The organism is Streptomyces yunnanensis (genome assembly GCF_029011865.1).
GTDB lineage: Bacteria > Actinomycetota > Actinomycetes > Streptomycetales > Streptomycetaceae > Streptomyces > Streptomyces yunnanensis.
The window spans coordinates 3,891,920-3,906,357 of the sequence record NZ_CP095749.1 but is presented as its reverse complement, the minus strand read 5'-3'; the positions used below and the strand labels follow the sequence as shown (position 1 = coordinate 3,906,357).

At 71.2% G+C, this 14,438-nt stretch carries 15 protein-coding genes; 6 read left to right on the top strand and 9 right to left on the bottom strand.

From position 1 onward, the window contains the following. Nucleotides 1-121: 121 nt before the first annotated feature. Nucleotides 122-559 carry a gamma-glutamylcyclotransferase family protein gene (locus tag MOV08_RS16650; protein ID WP_039633359.1) on the bottom strand — a complete coding sequence of 146 codons (438 nt, stop codon included), beginning with the start codon at nt 557-559 and terminating at the stop codon, nt 122-124. Between the two features lie 140 nt (nt 560-699). On the opposite strand from MOV08_RS16650, the gene MOV08_RS16645 reads away from it, so the two are divergent. Both MOV08_RS16645 and MOV08_RS16640 read left to right on the top strand, forming a co-directional pair. Further along, nucleotides 700-2,145: an NAD(P)H-quinone dehydrogenase gene (locus MOV08_RS16645; RefSeq protein WP_039633357.1), complete on the top strand. Its 1,446-nt coding sequence runs from the start codon at nt 700-702 to the stop codon at nt 2,143-2,145. A gap of 317 nt (nt 2,146-2,462) precedes the next feature. After that, on the top strand, nt 2,463-3,401 hold the full coding sequence (locus tag MOV08_RS16640; RefSeq protein WP_420834172.1) for a DeoR/GlpR family DNA-binding transcription regulator: 939 nt from the start codon (nt 2,463-2,465) through the stop codon (nt 3,399-3,401). Between the two features lie 169 nt (nt 3,402-3,570). Here the strand turns inward: MOV08_RS16640 and MOV08_RS16635 are convergent, their stop codons facing one another. Continuing rightward, nucleotides 3,571-4,245 (bottom strand): TetR/AcrR family transcriptional regulator, encoded by a 675-nt coding sequence (locus MOV08_RS16635; RefSeq protein ID WP_420834171.1) that lies wholly within the window; start codon nt 4,243-4,245, stop codon nt 3,571-3,573. A gap of 247 nt (nt 4,246-4,492) precedes the next feature. Between MOV08_RS16635 and MOV08_RS16630 the strand changes: the two genes are divergently transcribed. Then, entirely contained in the window at nt 4,493-5,677 is a 1,185-nt protein-coding gene (locus MOV08_RS16630) for an alpha/beta hydrolase (RefSeq protein WP_039633351.1), read from the top strand. Nucleotides 5,678-5,783: 106 nt separating this feature from the next. Here MOV08_RS16630 and MOV08_RS16625 read toward each other — a convergent pair whose 3' ends face one another. Further along, nucleotides 5,784-7,553 carry an acetyl/propionyl/methylcrotonyl-CoA carboxylase subunit alpha gene (locus tag MOV08_RS16625; protein ID WP_039633349.1) on the bottom strand — a complete coding sequence of 590 codons (1,770 nt, stop codon included), beginning with the start codon at nt 7,551-7,553 and terminating at the stop codon, nt 5,784-5,786. 477 nt (nt 7,554-8,030) lie between these two features. Here MOV08_RS16625 and MOV08_RS16620 point away from each other — a divergent pair, with 477 nt between their 5' ends. From MOV08_RS16620 to MOV08_RS16610, 3 genes are all read left to right on the top strand, one after another. After that, complete coding sequence (locus MOV08_RS16620) at nt 8,031-8,495, top strand: hypothetical protein (protein WP_420834170.1); 465 nt, start codon at nt 8,031-8,033, stop codon at nt 8,493-8,495. 197 nt (nt 8,496-8,692) lie between these two features. Continuing rightward, complete coding sequence (locus MOV08_RS16615) at nt 8,693-8,977, top strand: hypothetical protein (protein WP_275307889.1); 285 nt, start codon at nt 8,693-8,695, stop codon at nt 8,975-8,977. Further along, complete coding sequence (locus tag MOV08_RS16610) at nt 8,974-9,372, top strand: PIN domain-containing protein (protein WP_039633345.1); 399 nt, start codon at nt 8,974-8,976, stop codon at nt 9,370-9,372. The genes MOV08_RS16615 and MOV08_RS16610 overlap by 4 nt, the downstream gene beginning before the upstream one ends. A 91-nt stretch (nt 9,373-9,463) precedes the next feature. Here MOV08_RS16610 and MOV08_RS16605 read toward each other — a convergent pair whose 3' ends face one another. The 6 genes from MOV08_RS16605 to MOV08_RS16580 form a co-directional block, all read right to left on the bottom strand. Further along, nucleotides 9,464-10,075: a Maf family protein gene (locus MOV08_RS16605; RefSeq protein WP_039633344.1), complete on the bottom strand. Its 612-nt coding sequence runs from the start codon at nt 10,073-10,075 to the stop codon at nt 9,464-9,466. Nucleotides 10,076-10,145: 70 nt separating this feature from the next. Beyond that, entirely contained in the window at nt 10,146-10,424 is a 279-nt protein-coding gene (locus tag MOV08_RS16600) for a hypothetical protein (protein WP_275307888.1), read from the bottom strand. Between the two features lie 216 nt (nt 10,425-10,640). Then, entirely contained in the window at nt 10,641-12,125 is a 1,485-nt protein-coding gene (locus tag MOV08_RS16595; protein ID WP_275307887.1) for a peptidoglycan D,D-transpeptidase FtsI family protein, read from the bottom strand. A 183-nt stretch (nt 12,126-12,308) separates the two neighbouring features. Then, nucleotides 12,309-12,437, bottom strand: coding sequence for a morphogenic membrane protein MmpB (gene mmpB / locus MOV08_RS16590; protein WP_258018278.1), 129 nt, complete (start codon nt 12,435-12,437; stop codon nt 12,309-12,311). Between the two features lie 107 nt (nt 12,438-12,544). After that, complete coding sequence (locus MOV08_RS16585) at nt 12,545-12,760, bottom strand: acyl-CoA carboxylase epsilon subunit (RefSeq protein WP_275311802.1); 216 nt, start codon at nt 12,758-12,760, stop codon at nt 12,545-12,547. A 25-nt stretch (nt 12,761-12,785) separates the two neighbouring features. After that, the gene (locus MOV08_RS16580; RefSeq protein ID WP_275307886.1) at nt 12,786-14,375 is read right to left on the bottom strand and encodes an acyl-CoA carboxylase subunit beta; all 1,590 of its coding nucleotides are present in this window, start codon (nt 14,373-14,375) and stop codon (nt 12,786-12,788) included. Nucleotides 14,376-14,438 lie beyond the last annotated feature (63 nt).

The following is a 14,438-nucleotide window of genomic DNA, read 5'->3' as shown; positions in this document are numbered from 1 at the left end:
GGTAATCCCCTACGCGCGTAGATGTCGCTGTCCACGGGCCTGTGGGCGTCGGCTTGTGGCTTTTGCCAAAGCGTTCCCGGGCGGTCGCGCGGCCTCTCGCGGCCCGGAGGGGGCGGCCACCTCAGCACGGGCGCTTGCGGATCTCCATGACGTAGTCGTGCGGGGCGCCGGCGGATTCGGCCGCGTCGGCGATCTCGCCCAGATAGCGGGCCGAGGGGAGGCCGCCCTCGTAGCCGTTGAGGACGTAGATCCAGGCGGGCTCGTCGCCGTCGAGGGTGTGCACCCGGACCCGCATCCGGCGGTAGATGTCCAGGCCGACGCCCTCCCAACGGTCCATCGACTCCTCGTCCATGGGAGCGATGTCGTAGAGCGCGACGAAGAGCTGGGAACCGGGGTCCTCGACGACCGTCGCCAGGGCGCCCTCCCAGCCCATCTGCTCCCCGCCGAACGTGAGCCGCCAGCCGTTCAGCCAGCCGGTGCCGCGCAGCGGCGAGTGCGGTGCGCGGCGGGACATCAGCCGCGCGTCGAGGTTGCCGGCGTACGCGGCGTAGAGCGACATGCTTCCGAGGGTACGGGAGGTTCCCCGTTGGGCTCGTGGTACCGGAGATTCGTACAACCGGCTGGCGAGAGCACACGCCCGGCGCCCGCCCGGTGACCTCCGCGCCCCCGGGGGAGAGGCACCGACGGGCGTGCGGGACAATGGAGTACGTGACTCGGATCGTGATCATCGGTGGCGGACCCGGCGGATACGAAGCGGCCCTGGTGGGCGCCTCGCTCGGCGCGGAGGTGACCGTCGTCGACTGCGACGGTCTGGGGGGAGCGTCGGTACTGACCGACTGCGTCCCGTCGAAGACCCTCATCGCCACGGCCGAGGTGATGACGACCTTCGACTCCTCCTACGAAGAGCTCGGCATCATCGTCGAGGACGACACCCCGTTCAAGGAGCGTCCCGCGCGGGTCGTCGGGGTCGATCTCGGCAAGGTCAACCGACGGGTCAAGCGGCTGGCGCTGGCCCAGTCCCACGACATCACCGCCTCGGTCACCCGTGCCGGCGGCCGGGTGATGCGCGGTCGCGGCCGGCTGGAGCCGGGCCAGGCACCGGACGGCTCGCGCAAGGTCACGGTCACCGCCGCCGACGGCTCGACCGAGGGCCTGATCGCCGACGCGGTGCTGATCGCCACCGGCGCCCACCCGCGCGAGATCCCGGACGCCCAGCCGGACGGCGAGCGGATCCTGAACTGGACGCAGGTCTACGACCTCACCGAGCTGCCCGAGGAACTCATCGTCGTCGGATCCGGCGTCACCGGTGCCGAGTTCGCCGGCGCGTACCAGGCGCTGGGGTCCCGGGTCACCCTGGTCTCCTCGCGCGACCGGGTGCTGCCGGGCGAGGACCCGGACGCCGCCGCCGTCCTGGAGGACGTCTTCCGCCGCCGCGGGATGAACGTCATGGCGCGGTCCCGGGCGCAGTCCGCCAAGCGGGTGGGCGACCGGGTCGAGGTCACCCTCGCCGACGGCCGGACGATCTCCGGCACGCACTGCCTGATGGCGGTGGGCTCCATCCCGAACACCGAGGGGATCGGCCTGGAGGGCGCCGGCGTCAAGCTGAAGGAGTCCGGGCACATCTGGACCGACAAGGTCTCCCGCACCACCGCCCCCGGCGTCTACGCCGCCGGCGACTGCACCGGCGTCTTCGCGCTGGCGTCGGTCGCCGCCATGCAGGGCCGGATCGCGATGTACCACTTCCTCGGCGACGCGGTCACCCCGCTCAACCTCAAGACCGTCTCCGCCAACGTCTTCACCGACCCCGAGATCGCCACCGTTGGCTACTCCCAGGCCGACATCGACAACGGCGTGATCGACGCCCGGGCGGTCAAGCTCCCGCTGCTGCGCAACCCGCGCGCCAAGATGCAGGGCATCCGCGACGGTTTCGTGAAGCTGTTCTGCCGCCCCGGCACCGGCATCGTGGTCGGCGGTGTGGTGGTCTCGCCGCGGGCCAGTGAACTGATCCACCCGATTTCGATCGCGGTCGACAACAATCTGACGGTCGAGCAGATCGCCAGTGCCTTCACCGTCTACCCGTCGCTGTCCGGCTCGATCGCCGAGGTCGCCCGGCAGCTGCACACCCGGAAGGCGGCCGGCGACTGACCGGCGTTCCGCAAGCAGGCGCATGAAACATTTGTGCCTACGGTGGGCACTTGGGGTGAAACGGTCCTGCATGGTCAGGACCGAGCGCCTCGCCCGGGGTGCGGCGGTCGGCTGCCCAAGAGCGCAACTGACCAGGCGTCGAGCGGGTTTGAGCACACACGGTGACGGGGAGTGAGGCATGTGCATGCCGCTTACCACGTGAAGCGATGCCGTGTGAACAACTTCCGTTAATTGGTGCAACCTGCTGAAAACAGACGGTCGTTGGCGTTACTGTCAGTTTCGTGTTCGCTGCAGAACGTCGCCAATTGATCCTAGAAATGGTGCGCGCAAACGGAGCGGTGTCGCTCCGTGAGCTCGCCCGTGTCGTCCAGACCTCCGAAGTAACCGTACGGCGCGACGTGCGGGCGCTGGAGGCAGAGGGACTGCTAGACCGCCGGCACGGCGGTGCGGTCCTACCGGGAGGTTTCACCCGCGAGTCCGGCTTCCCACAGAAGTCCCACCTCGCAACCGCGGAGAAGACGGCCATCGCCGATCTCGCGGCAGGCTTCGTCGAGGAGGGCGAGGCCATCGTCGTCGGTGCCGGGACCACCACCCAGGAGCTGGCCCGCCGGCTCGCCCGGGTCCCCGGCCTGACCGTCGTCACCAACTCGCTCCTGGTCGCGCAGGCGCTGGCCCATGCCAACCGTGTGGAGGTGGTGATGACCGGCGGGACCCTGCGCGGTTCCAACTACGCGCTGGTCGGCAGCGGTGCCGAGCAGTCCCTCCAGGGGCTGCGGGTCTCCCGCGCCTTCCTGTCGGGCAGCGGCCTGACCGCCGAACGCGGGCTGTCCACCTCCAACATGCTCTCCGCCAGCGTCGACCGGGCACTGGTGCAGGCGGCGGGGGAGGTGGTGGTGCTCGCCGACCACACCAAGCTCGGCTCCGACACCATGTTCCAGACCGTGCCGACGGACGTCATCACCCGGCTCGTGACGGACGAACCGCCCGCCCACGACGACCGTGCCGCCACGGAGTTGCAGGCACTGGCCGACCAGGGTGTCCAGATCGCCGTCGCCAGCGGCTCGCTCACCGGGCAGCCGCCGGCCCAGCAAGGCATGGACGCCGCCCCGCCGGAACGCCGGGGTCCACGTCGGGACGTGCCGCTGCCGGGTCAGCGGCGCAACCACCCGGGCGCCGCGCCCGGGGCGCCGCAGCTGCGCTCGGCGGGTTCGCTCGGGGACGGCCGGGTGGCCGATCTGGCGCCCCGGCGCCGCTAGGGCCTGTCGTCACATTCCCGTGGTCCGCCCGAAGGGCGGGTCGGGCGCCGCCCGGCAGGCGGGAATGTGCCGACAGGCCCTGGGCCGGGCGGGACCGCGGGCGCCGGCGGGCCGGAGAGTCCGGCCGGGCCCGGGGTTGCCGGGGCCCGCATCGCTGCACCGGCGGTGCCTACGCCCCCGCCTCCCGGCCCGCCCCGCCGGCCTTCAGCCCGCGCAGGGTCAGCGTCAACAGCCGGTCGGCCAGCTCCGGATCGTCCGGGGACTCCTCGGCGGCCAGCGCGATGCCGTTGGTGAGCTGGAGCAGATCGCCGATGACGACGTCCCGGCGCACCGCCCCGGCCTGCTGGGCCCGGGCCAGCAGCGCGGACCCGGCCTCGCCGAGCGGGACGCGGCACCGCGCCATCCCCGAGCTCTCGTCCGCGTACGCGGTCATCAGGGCCCGCGACAGGCCCCGGTAGGTGCTGGCGTGGGTGATCAGCGCGCGCAGCCAGTCCACCAGCGCGGTGCACGGCTGGGGGGCGTCGGCCAGCTCCCGGGCGTAGCAGAGCAGGGCCTCCACCTCGCCCTGGAAGACCGCGCCCATCAGGGCGGTGCGGTTGGGGAAGTGCCGGTAGAGGGTGCCGATGCCGACGCCGGCCCGGCGCGCGATGTCCTCCAGTGAGCTGTCCGTGCCGTGCTCCGTGAAGGCGGTCCGGGCCTCGGCCAGCAGCCGCTCGTAGTTCCGGCGCGCGTCGGCCCGCATGGGGCGCACCGCGGGCGCGTCCGGGGACGCCGGCGTCTCCGCCGGTGCGTGCGCCGCGGCGGCCCGCTCCGCCCGCCGCTGCCCTGCCGTCTCGGTCGCCATCCGCCGTCCCTCCTCGATCCCGCGTCCAGCATGCCATCGCCGTGCCGGGGGCGGACCGGGGCGTCCGCCCGGCGGCGCCGGTGGTCGGGTGGCGGCCGGCCGGTGACCGTTCGGCGTACCGCGCCCGTCGGGCCGGCGAACTCCTGGGAAAGGCCGCAACGTCCCCCCTCCAAGGGCCATCAAACCAGGCGCAAAGAGGGCTTCCGGGGACGTCCGGGAGCCGTCCAGGAAGTCTGGGGAACAACGTATGGGACTGACCAGCCGGCCACTGCTGTACGCCGTGATCGCCCTCGCCTTGGCCTGTGTGGGGCTCACGGTCTGGATCTGGCCGAGGCTCTCGGGGCGGGGCACGCGGGCGGTGCTGGGGCGGCTCGGCGTGATCGCCGGGACCCAGCTGGCCGTCGTGGCCGCGCTCGGTCTGGTGGTGAACACCAACTTCCAGTTCTACGCCTCCTGGCACGAGCTGCTCGGCCTGTACGACGGGGCGCCCGCCGCGGTCGGCAAGTGGGGCAACGAGGGCGCCGCCGGGCCCGCCGGCGACCCGTCCAAGGGCCTGGTGCAGGCGTCCGGCCCGGAGGGGCTGGACAAGGTGCACGGGGTGCCCAAGGGCCCGCCGGAGAAGAACGGCAGGGTCGAGACCGTACGGATCGTCGGCAAGCGGACCCGGGTGGTGGACCCGGCGTACGTCTACCTGCCGCCGCAGTACTTCCAGAAGCAGTACGCCCGGCAGAGATTCCCGGTCGTCGTCGCGCTCAGCGGCTACCCGGGCGGGATATTCCTGCTGGGCCAGCACCTCCGGCTGCCGGAGACCGCCGCGAAGCTGGTCCGCAACGGCACCCTCCAGCCGACGGTCATCGTGATGCTGCGGCCCACCATCGCGCCGCCGCGGGACACCCAGTGCGTCGACGTGCCCGGCGGCCCGCAGGCCGAGACCTTCTTCGCGCAGGACGTCCCGGACGCCCTGAAGTCGCACTACCGGGTGGGCCACGACCCGGGCGCCTGGGGCGTGCTCGGCTACTCCTCCGGCGGCAGCTGCGCCCTCCAGCTCGCCATGCGCCACCCGCGCACCTACACCGCCGCGGCGGCCCTCTCGCCCGACTACAAGGTCTCCAACGACCCCACCACCGGCAATCTCTTCGGCGACGACGCGGCACGCGGCCAGCGCCGCTCGGAGCACGACCTGATGTGGCGGCTGAAGAACCTGCCCGCCCCCGACGTCAACGTCCTGATCGGCACCAGCCGCAGCGGCGAGAAGAACTACCCGGCGGCGCAGGCGTTCCTGGCCGCGGTCCGCCCGCCCATGAAGGCGGACTCGATCGTCCTCGACCACGGCAGCCACAACTTCGCCACCTGGCGCCGCGAACTGCCCGCCGCGCTCCAGTGGATGAGCCGGACGCTGATGTTCCCCGAGGAGGTCGTGGGGAAGTCGTAGCCGCCCGCGACACCGGCGAGAGGCCGAGCGGGAAGGAAACGGAAAAGGGGCGGGCTCCCGGTACGCGGTGTACCGGGAGCCCGCCCTGTGCCGGTCGGTGGACGCTTCAGTCCTTGATCTCGCAGATCGCCGCGCCGGAGGTGAGGGCCGCGCCCACCTCGGCGCTCAGGCCCTTGACGGTGCCCGAGCGGTGCGCGTTGATCGGCTGCTCCATCTTCATCGCCTCCAGGACGACGATCAGCTCGCCCTCGGTGACCTGCTGGCCCTCCTCGACGGCGACCTTGACGATGGTGCCCTGCATCGGGGAGGCCAGGGTGTCACCGGAGACCGCGCTGCCGGTCTTCTTGGTGGCCTTGCGCTTGGGCTTGGCACCCCCGGCGACCGCGGCGCGGGCCAGCGGCATGCCGAGCGACGCCGGCAGCGAGACCTCCAGGCGCTTGCCGCCGACCTCGACCACGACCGTCTCGCGGCTGTCCGCCTCGGTCTCCTCGCCGCCGGGCGCGGCGAACGGCGGGATCTCGTTGGCGAACTCGGTCTCGATCCAGCGGGTGTGGACCGTGAACGGCTCGGTGGAGCCGGTGAGTTCGGGCGCGAACGCCGGGTCCTTGACGACCGTGCGGTGGAACGGGATGGCGGTGGCCATGCCCTCCACCTGGAACTCGTTCAGCGCCCGGGCGGCCCGCTGGAGGGCCTGCTCGCGGGTGGCGCCGGTGATGATCAGCTTGGCCAGCAGGGAGTCCCAGGCCGGGCCGATGACCGAGCCGGCCTCCACGCCCGCGTCCAGGCGGACGCCCGGACCCGACGGCGCGTCGAACGTGGTGACCGTGCCGGGCGCGGGGAGGAAGTTGCGGCCCGGGTCCTCGCCGTTGATCCGGAACTCGAAGGAGTGGCCGCGCACGGCCGGGTCGTCGTAGCCCAGCTCCTCGCCGTCGGCGATCCGGAACATCTCGCGGACCAGGTCCAGGCCGGTGACCTCCTCGGTGACCGGGTGCTCCACCTGGAGGCGGGTGTTGACCTCCAGGAAGGAGATGGTGCCGTCCTGGCCCACGAGGAACTCGCAGGTGCCGGCGCCCTCGTAGCCGGCCTCCTTGAGGATGGCCTTGGACGCGCGGTACAGCTCGGCGTTCTGCTCGTCGCTCAGGAACGGCGCGGGGGCCTCCTCGACGAGCTTCTGGTGGCGGCGCTGCAGCGAGCAGTCGCGGGTGGAGACGACCACGACGTTGCCGTGCTTGTCGGCCAGGCACTGGGTCTCGACGTGCCGGGGGCGGTCGAGGTAGCGCTCGACGAAGCACTCGCCGCGGCCGAAGGCGGCGACCGCCTCGCGCACCGCGGAGTCGTAGAGCTCGGGGACCTCGTCCAGGGTCCGGGCGACCTTCAGGCCGCGGCCGCCGCCGCCGAACGCCGCCTTGATCGCGATCGGCAGCCCGTGCTCCTTGGCGAAGGCGACGACCTCGTCGGAGCCGGAGACCGGGTCCGGGGTGCCGGCGACCAGCGGGGCACCGGCGCGCTGCGCGATGTGCCGGGCCGCGACCTTGTCGCCGAGGTCGCGGATGGCGTGCGGCGGCGGGCCGATCCAGGTCAGGCCGGCGTCGAGCACGGCCTGCGCGAACTCGGCGTTCTCGGAGAGGAAGCCGTAGCCGGGGTGGATGGCGTCCGCACCGGAATCGGCGGCCGCCTGGAGGACCTTGGCGATGTCCAGGTAGCTGGTGGCAGGGGTGTCACCGCCCAAGGCGTATGCCTCGTCCGCGGCGCGGACGTGCAGGGCGTCCCGGTCCGGGTCGGCGTAGACGGCTACGCTCCCGATCCCGGCGTCCCGACATGCACGGGCAACGCGGACAGCGATTTCGCCACGGTTGGCGATGAGCACCTTGCGCACGATGGGTCCTTCCTTGGCGCTACGCCGCAACACACTGAACGCAGCGAGTTTAGGGACTGGCGACACCGCGTGCCGACCCGTTCCCTGGGGTGACCTTGCCCACACGGAGCGTGCACGCGGCGATGGCGAGGGGCCAAAGTCCGTTGGAATCCCAGGGTAGGCCCGGATTCCCGGGCTTCGGCGCGTGGCGCGGTGTGGCCTAGGTCTCGGACTGTGGACGCCCGGCGAACCGTCAATTCTTTGTGGAGTCCCTACGAATGGGCGAGTGAAAGTTTTCGGGTGGGCGCGGCGGGCGGGGGCATGCCGACGGAGGGTCGGACGCGGTGGTGCAGACCCCTTGCCGTGACTGTTACCCGCCCCCAAGCTCTTCATGAGCAGGGGCCCCCACGTAGCGTGCGGGATGCCTTCTGTACTCCTGGTAACAGTTCGTAACGGCGGCGGACGGCGGCGCGGAGAGCGCACGACGGCGGAAGTGGGGTGGGCGCGATGATCGCGGCACGCAGACCGGTGGCCCTGGCGGCGGCGGTGGTCCTGGTCCTGGAGACGGCCGGGATCCTGCTGCTGAACTGGATCCTGAGCATCGTGGTCGACCGGCAGCAGATGTCCCTGGCCGGGCTGCGGCCGGACGCGATGTCCGTCGGTGCCTGGGGCGGCGCCGCGGTCGCCGCGCTCTTCCTCCTCTTCTGCGCCGCGGTGCTGCTGCGCGCCGCGCTGCGGGACCGGGCGCCCGGCCGCCTGACGCGCATCGCGCTGATCTGCTGCGCGGTGGCGCACGGCGTCGTCGGCGCGCTCTGCGTCGGCCTGGTCGGCTGGCCCGCGTTCGCCGGCATGGCCGTACTGCTCGCACTCCTGGTCTTCGTCTTGATCGCCTACGGGGGCCGGATCCCGGACCCGGAGGGGAGGCCGGCTGAGGGGCCGACGGGGGGCGGTGCGCCGGCCTGAGCCCGGCGCTCCTGCGCCGAACGGGCCCGAACTCCGTCCGGTGCGGGGCCTGTTGGGCGGCACTTCGTCGGCTCCCTCTCCGGTCGGGGTCATTGGGCCCCGGCGACGTGCACCTTTCATCGAGCGGCCGGAAATCACCGGGGTCGGGGTTCGAGGCATGGCTCGCGCCGACGCTGTAACTGACCTATAGTGACGCTATGGCATCTACGACGATCCAGGTTCCGCGCGAGACCCGCGACCATCTCGCCGAGCTCGCGAAGGAGCGCGGCATGAGCATCGGCCTGCTGGTCGCAGCCCTTGCCGAGGAGCAGCCGACCGCCGCGCAGCGCGCCGAGCGGTTGGCCGCCGACCGGGACGTCGTCCGCCGCGTGATCGGCGTCGACATCGGGGACGAGGAGTTCGAGCAGGCGCCCGACGTGCTCGGCAACATCTACAAGATCGCCGCCGAGAAGGTGCGTGCCGCCCGGGACGCCGCAGCGTGATCATCCTCGACACCGGTGCCGTCAAAGCCCTCGCCGGCGGCCACAAGACGTTGAACCTGCTGGCGGGCAACATGGCCAGGACACCCGGCGACCGGCTGAACATCCCTGCCCTGTGCCTGATGCAGGCCGAGGCCGACGACGAGAACCTCTCCCGTCACGTCCTCGCGTTCTCCGCCGTCGTCGTGGACAGCCTCGACACTGTGGCCGCCGCCGGGGTCGGAACGATGGTCCGTGACGGCTACGGTGGCCCGGACACGTGCCATGCGCTGTACTGCGCGCTGCCGCGCCCCGAGTTCACCGGCATGTCGATCCTGCTGACCGCCGACGAGAGCGCCTACCCGCCCGGTGTGGTCACCGTCGACATCGACTCACCCGGGATGCTCGGCTTCTGCTGACGGCGGTCCGAAGTCCCCCGGCCCCGCAGCCGGTTCGCCGGCCCGGCGATCGGGCGGACAAGCGGGGCAATCGCCCCGAGCCGCCGGCCGCTCACGTCCACAGGTCGGTGATGGTCACGTCCAGGTCGGCCAGCAGGCGGCGGAGCAGCGGCAGCGAGAGGCCGATGACGTTGCCCGGGTCGCCGTCGATGCCGTCGATGAACGGCGCCGAGCGGCCGTCGAGGGTGAACGCGCCCGCCACGTACAGCGGTTCACCGCTCGCCACGTACGCGGCGATCTCGGCGTCGCTGGGCTCGCCGAACCGGACCGTGGTGGACGCGGTGGCCGAAACCTGACGGCCCGACGCGGTGTCGATCACGCAGTGACCGGTGCGCAGGATCCCGGACCGGCCGCGCATCGACTTCCAGCGGGCCGTGGCGTCCTCGGCGTCCGCCGGCTTGCCGAGCGCCCGCCCGTCCAGCTCCAGCACCGAGTCGCAGCCGACGACCAGCGCACCGGCGGCCTCCGGCCGGGCCGCGACCGCGGCGGCCTTCGCCTCGGCCAGCACGCGGGCCAGCTCCTCCGGGGTGGCGGCGGTGAGCGCGTCCTCGTCGACCCCGCTTATCACGACCTCGGGTGCCAGCCCGGCCTGCCGGAGCAGACCGAGACGGGCCGGGGACTGGGAGGCGAGGACGAGGCGGCGGGGGCCGGGAGCTTCGGTCATGCCCGCCATCGTACGGAGCCGGCGGCGGTCAGTGGGCCGGGGTCCGACGGTCGGCGGCCCGCAGCGCCAGCTACCCCAGCAGCGCGCCGACGGCGATGCCCAGGGTGTTGTGCGCCCAGTCCGCGGGCTGGCAGTCCCGCACCGGGGCGAGCGTCCGCCCGACGACGCCCGGTGCGATCTGGTCGGGGAGGGTGATCCCGACGCACAGGCCGCAGGTGACGAGGAAGAGCAGGGTCGGGACGGGCGGCCATCCGCGCCGGCGGACGAGCGGGCGCCACGCCGGCAGCCCCGCCAGGATCGCCGCCGCGCCGAGGGCGGCCATGACGAGGGCGTGCGCCGTCGAGGACACCTGCGCGGCTCCTTCGCGAGGGCTTGTTAATGCTGGACATTAGGGCGGTAGTGGGAGGCGCCGTAAAGCCTCCATAAGAGGGTGTCGGACAGGCAAGGAAAAAGGGCCGGACGTCCGGAGGGAAAGGGGGGTAATTTCCCCTTCTCCGGTCGTCCGGCCCGCTCGCCGCGTCACGCGTTCCGCGTTCCGGCGCCGTTCCGGTCGTTCAGCGCGGCCTCACTTGTTCAGGACGGCCTGCATCACCGACTTCGCGATCGGTCCGCCCAGCTTTCCACCGGCGATCTCCGAGCGCGGGATGTCCATGTCCTTCGGGTCGACGAAGACCGCCACCGCCACCGGCGAACTCCCGTCGGGAAGCTTCGCGTAGGAGACGAACCAGGCGTAGGGCCGCTCGTCGTTCACGTCCGCGCCGTGCTGCGCGGTACCGGTCTTGCCGCCGACCGTCACCCCGTCGATCTTCGCCTTCGAGGCGGTGCCGTCCGAAACGGTGTACTCCATCATTTCCTGCACCTTCTTCGCGGTGCTCTCGGAGACCGCCTGCCCGTCCCCGGAATTCAGCGGCGCCGGATCGAACTTCTCGATCGTGGACAGGTCCGGGCCGCGCAACTCCTCGACCAGATACGGCTTCATCACCTTGCCGTTGTTGGCGATTCCGGCGGCGACCATCGCCATCTGCAGCGGGGTGCTGGTCAGGCTGCCCTGCCCCATACCGGTCAGCGCGGTCTGCGGCTGGTCGAGCTTGCTCGGATATCCGCTCACCGCGGAACGCACCGGAACGAAGTGCTCCGAGTTGAATCCGAATTTCTCCGCGGTCTCCCGCATTTTGTCCGTGCCCAGCTTGTGCGCGGCGTCCAGGAAGACGTTGTTGCAGGACCACTGCATACCGGTCTTCAGCGACGCCTTGTCGCAGGGCGCCCCCACGACGTCGTTGCCGACCTGGGTGTGGGTCTGCGGCAGCGTGTACGGGGCCGGGGCGCCGGAGGAGGCGTTGACGTCGGTGACGGTGCCGTGCTCCAGGGCCGCGGCCGCGGTGAGCACCTTGAAGGTCGAGCCGGGCGGGTAGATCTCGCGCAGCGCCCGGTTGTTCATCGGCTTGGACTTGTCCTGGTCGAGGGCGAGGTACTTCTTGCCCTCCGCGGCGGACAGCCCCGCGAACGTCGACGGGTCGTAGGACGGCGTGCTCGCCATCGCCAGGATCTTGCCGCTCCGCGGGTCCAGGGCGACCACCGCGCCGGTCGCGTGCAGATCGGTCAGCCCCTTGTACGCGGCCTTCTGCGCCTTCTCGCTGATGGTGGTCAGGACGTCGCCGCCGCGCGGCTTCTCGCCCGTCAGCATGCCCCGCGCGCGGTTGAAGAACAGCCGGTCGTCCTTGCCGCTGAGCACCTTGCGGTAGACGCCCTCCAGCATCGTCTCGCCCGCCGCCTGCCGGGCGTACCCGGTGACCGGGGCGTACATCGCGCCGTCGGTGTAGGTCCGCTTGTACTTGAAGTCGCCGCTGGTCTCCGTGGACCCGGTGATCGGCTTGCCGTCGACGATGATGTTGCCGAGCGGATACGAGTACGCCTCGATCTTGACCCGCCGGTTGTTGGCGTCGTTCGCGAGCTGATCTGCCTGCAGGAACTGCACCCAGGTCACCCGGACCAGCAGGGCGAGCACCAGCACCCCGCAGAAGACGGCTATGTGTCTGAGCGGCCTGTTCATGATCTCCCCTCCCGACCGGCACGGCGGCCGGCCGGTCACTCCATGGCCGCATGCCCGAATTGCACTGTCGAGAGAGAAAGATGCAAATTCGGCCGCTGCGGTTGCGGAGAGAGGTGAGGTCCATGGGGCGGATGGGGTGGATGGGGCGCCGGCCTCGCGGGAACCGCGGGTCCCGTGAGGGCGTCACCTGATCAGGAGCACCAGCGTCCCCACCATGATCGCCGTGGCGAGCACGAAGCCCATCCGACGGAGCTTCGCCTGCACCTCGCGCAGCTCCTCGGGCGGTTCATCGGGCGGATCGGACCACAGCATGGCCTCGATCCTCCCGTCCTCGACGGCGACGGCGCCTGAGTACGCATACTCAGGCGCCGTGCTGCCAAGGACTAGTCAGTGCACAATGCACCGATCTGTTCCGCGGGTCATCGCGGCCAGAAGCTGGTCCGCCAGGCCCGCGCCCCCGGATGGGGCATCCGGGACCGGGCCGGAACCGTCGCCGCCGGATCCGACCACTCGCTGCCGCGCCCTCCGCTGTCCGGCGCGGCGCCGGCGGCCACCGCCGCCGCCCGGGCCTTGACCACCGCCAGCGCGGCGGCCAGCTCCTCGGGCGTGGGATTGCCCCGTACGACCTTGATCATCGTCATCGACCTCCTACGGCGGGGACTACAGCGGGATGTTGCCGTGCTTCTTCGGCGGCAGCGCCTCCCGCTTGTTGCGCAGCGTGCGCAGCCCGCGGACGATGTGCCGCCGGGTGTCGGACGGCATGATCACCGCGTCGACATAGCCCCGCTCGGCCGCGACGTAGGGGTTCAGCAGGGTGTCCTCGTACTCCTGGATCAGCTCCTGGCGGCGGGTCTCCTGCGCGGCCGGGTCCTCGATCGCCGCCAGCGTCCGGCGGTGCAGGATGTTGACCGCGCCCTGGGCGCCCATCACGGCGATCTGCGCGGTCGGCCAGGCGAGGTTCAGGTCCGCGCCCAGGTGCTTGGAGCCCATGACGTCGTACGCGCCGCCGAACGCCTTCCGGGTGATCACGGTGATCAGCGGAACCGTCGCCTCCGCATAGGCGTAGATCAGCTTGGCGCCGCGCCGGATGATCCCGTCGTACTCCTGGTCCGTGCCCGGCAGGAAGCCCGGGACGTCGACGAAGGTCAGCACCGGGATGTTGAACGCGTCGCAGGTGCGCACGAACCGCGCGGCCTTCTCGCTCGCGTTGATGTCCAGACAGCCCGCGAACTGCATCGGCTGGTTGGCCACCACGCCGACCGAGTGCCCCTCGACCCGTCCGAACCCGGTGAGGATGTTCGGCGCGAACAGCGCCTGGGTCTCCAGGAATTCGCCGTCGTCCAGCACGTGCTCGATCGCGGTGTGCATGTCGTACGGCTGGTTGGCCGAGTCCGGGATCAGCGTGTCCAGCTCACGGTCGGCGTCGGTGACCGCCAGGTCCGCGTCCTCCGGGAAGGCCGGTGGGTCGGAGAGGTTGTTCGACGGCAGGTACGACAGCAGCCCCTTGACGTAGTCGATGGCGTCCTTCTCGTCGCCCGCCATGTGGTGCGCCACGCCCGAGGTGGTGTTGTGCGTACGGGCCCCGCCCAGCTCCTCGAAACCGACGTCCTCGCCCGTCACCGTCTTGATGACGTCCGGCCCGGTGATGAACATGTGCGAGGTCTGGTCGACCATCACCGTGAAATCCGTGATGGCCGGCGAATACACCGCGCCACCCGCGCACGGACCCACGATCAGGGAAATCTGCGGCACCACGCCCGACGCGTGCACATTCCGCCGGAAAATCTCCGCGAACAGCCCGAGAGCGGCCACGCCCTCCTGAATGCGGGCACCGCCGCCGTCATTGATCCCGACGACCGGACAGCCGTTCTTCAACGCGAAGTCCATCACCTTGACGATCTTCTCGCCGTAGACCTCGCCGAGCGATCCGCCGAAGATCGTGAAGTCCTGCGAATACACACAGACCGGCCGCCCGTCGACCGTTCCATAACCCGTGACCACGCCATCGCCGTACGGCCGGTTCTTCTCGATCCCGAAATTCGTCGACCGGTGACGGGCGAACTCGTCGAGCTCGACGAACGAGCCCTCGTCCAGCAGGAGATCGATGCGCTCACGCGCCGTCAACTTCCCCTTGGCGTGCTGCTTTTCCACCGCACGGGCGGAGCCGGCATGCGTGGCTTCCTCGACCCGCCGCTGCAGATCCGCCAATTTGCCCGCGGTGGTGTGGATGTTTGCTTCCGGTTCGGACATCGGGATGCGGCTCCTGCTCGTCCTGGACTGGCACTCGTACTGAGGGAGGTACGGGTGTGGCTA

What these genes read in the sequence shown, in the direction of transcription:
- MOV08_RS16650 (WP_039633359.1), bottom strand. Translation starts at nt 559, where the DNA reads ATGTCGCTCTACGCCGCGTACGCCGGCAACCTCGACGCGCGGCTGATG.
- MOV08_RS16645 (WP_039633357.1), top strand. Translation starts at nt 700, where the DNA reads ATGGAGTACGTGACTCGGATCGTGATCATCGGTGGCGGACCCGGCGGA.
- MOV08_RS16640 (WP_420834172.1), top strand. Translation starts at nt 2,463, where the DNA reads ATGGTGCGCGCAAACGGAGCGGTGTCGCTCCGTGAGCTCGCCCGTGTC.
- MOV08_RS16635 (WP_420834171.1), bottom strand. Translation starts at nt 4,245, where the DNA reads ATGGCGACCGAGACGGCAGGGCAGCGGCGGGCGGAGCGGGCCGCCGCG.
- MOV08_RS16630 (WP_039633351.1), top strand. Translation starts at nt 4,493, where the DNA reads ATGGGACTGACCAGCCGGCCACTGCTGTACGCCGTGATCGCCCTCGCC.
- MOV08_RS16615 (WP_275307889.1), top strand. Translation starts at nt 8,693, where the DNA reads ATGGCATCTACGACGATCCAGGTTCCGCGCGAGACCCGCGACCATCTC.
- MOV08_RS16605 (WP_039633344.1), bottom strand. Translation starts at nt 10,075, where the DNA reads ATGACCGAAGCTCCCGGCCCCCGCCGCCTCGTCCTCGCCTCCCAGTCC.
- MOV08_RS16595 (WP_275307887.1), bottom strand. Translation starts at nt 12,125, where the DNA reads ATGAACAGGCCGCTCAGACACATAGCCGTCTTCTGCGGGGTGCTGGTG.
- mmpB (WP_258018278.1), bottom strand. Translation starts at nt 12,437, where the DNA reads ATGCTGTGGTCCGATCCGCCCGATGAACCGCCCGAGGAGCTGCGCGAG.
- MOV08_RS16585 (WP_275311802.1), bottom strand. Translation starts at nt 12,760, where the DNA reads ATGATCAAGGTCGTACGGGGCAATCCCACGCCCGAGGAGCTGGCCGCC.
- MOV08_RS16580 (WP_275307886.1), bottom strand. Translation starts at nt 14,375, where the DNA reads ATGTCCGAACCGGAAGCAAACATCCACACCACCGCGGGCAAATTGGCG.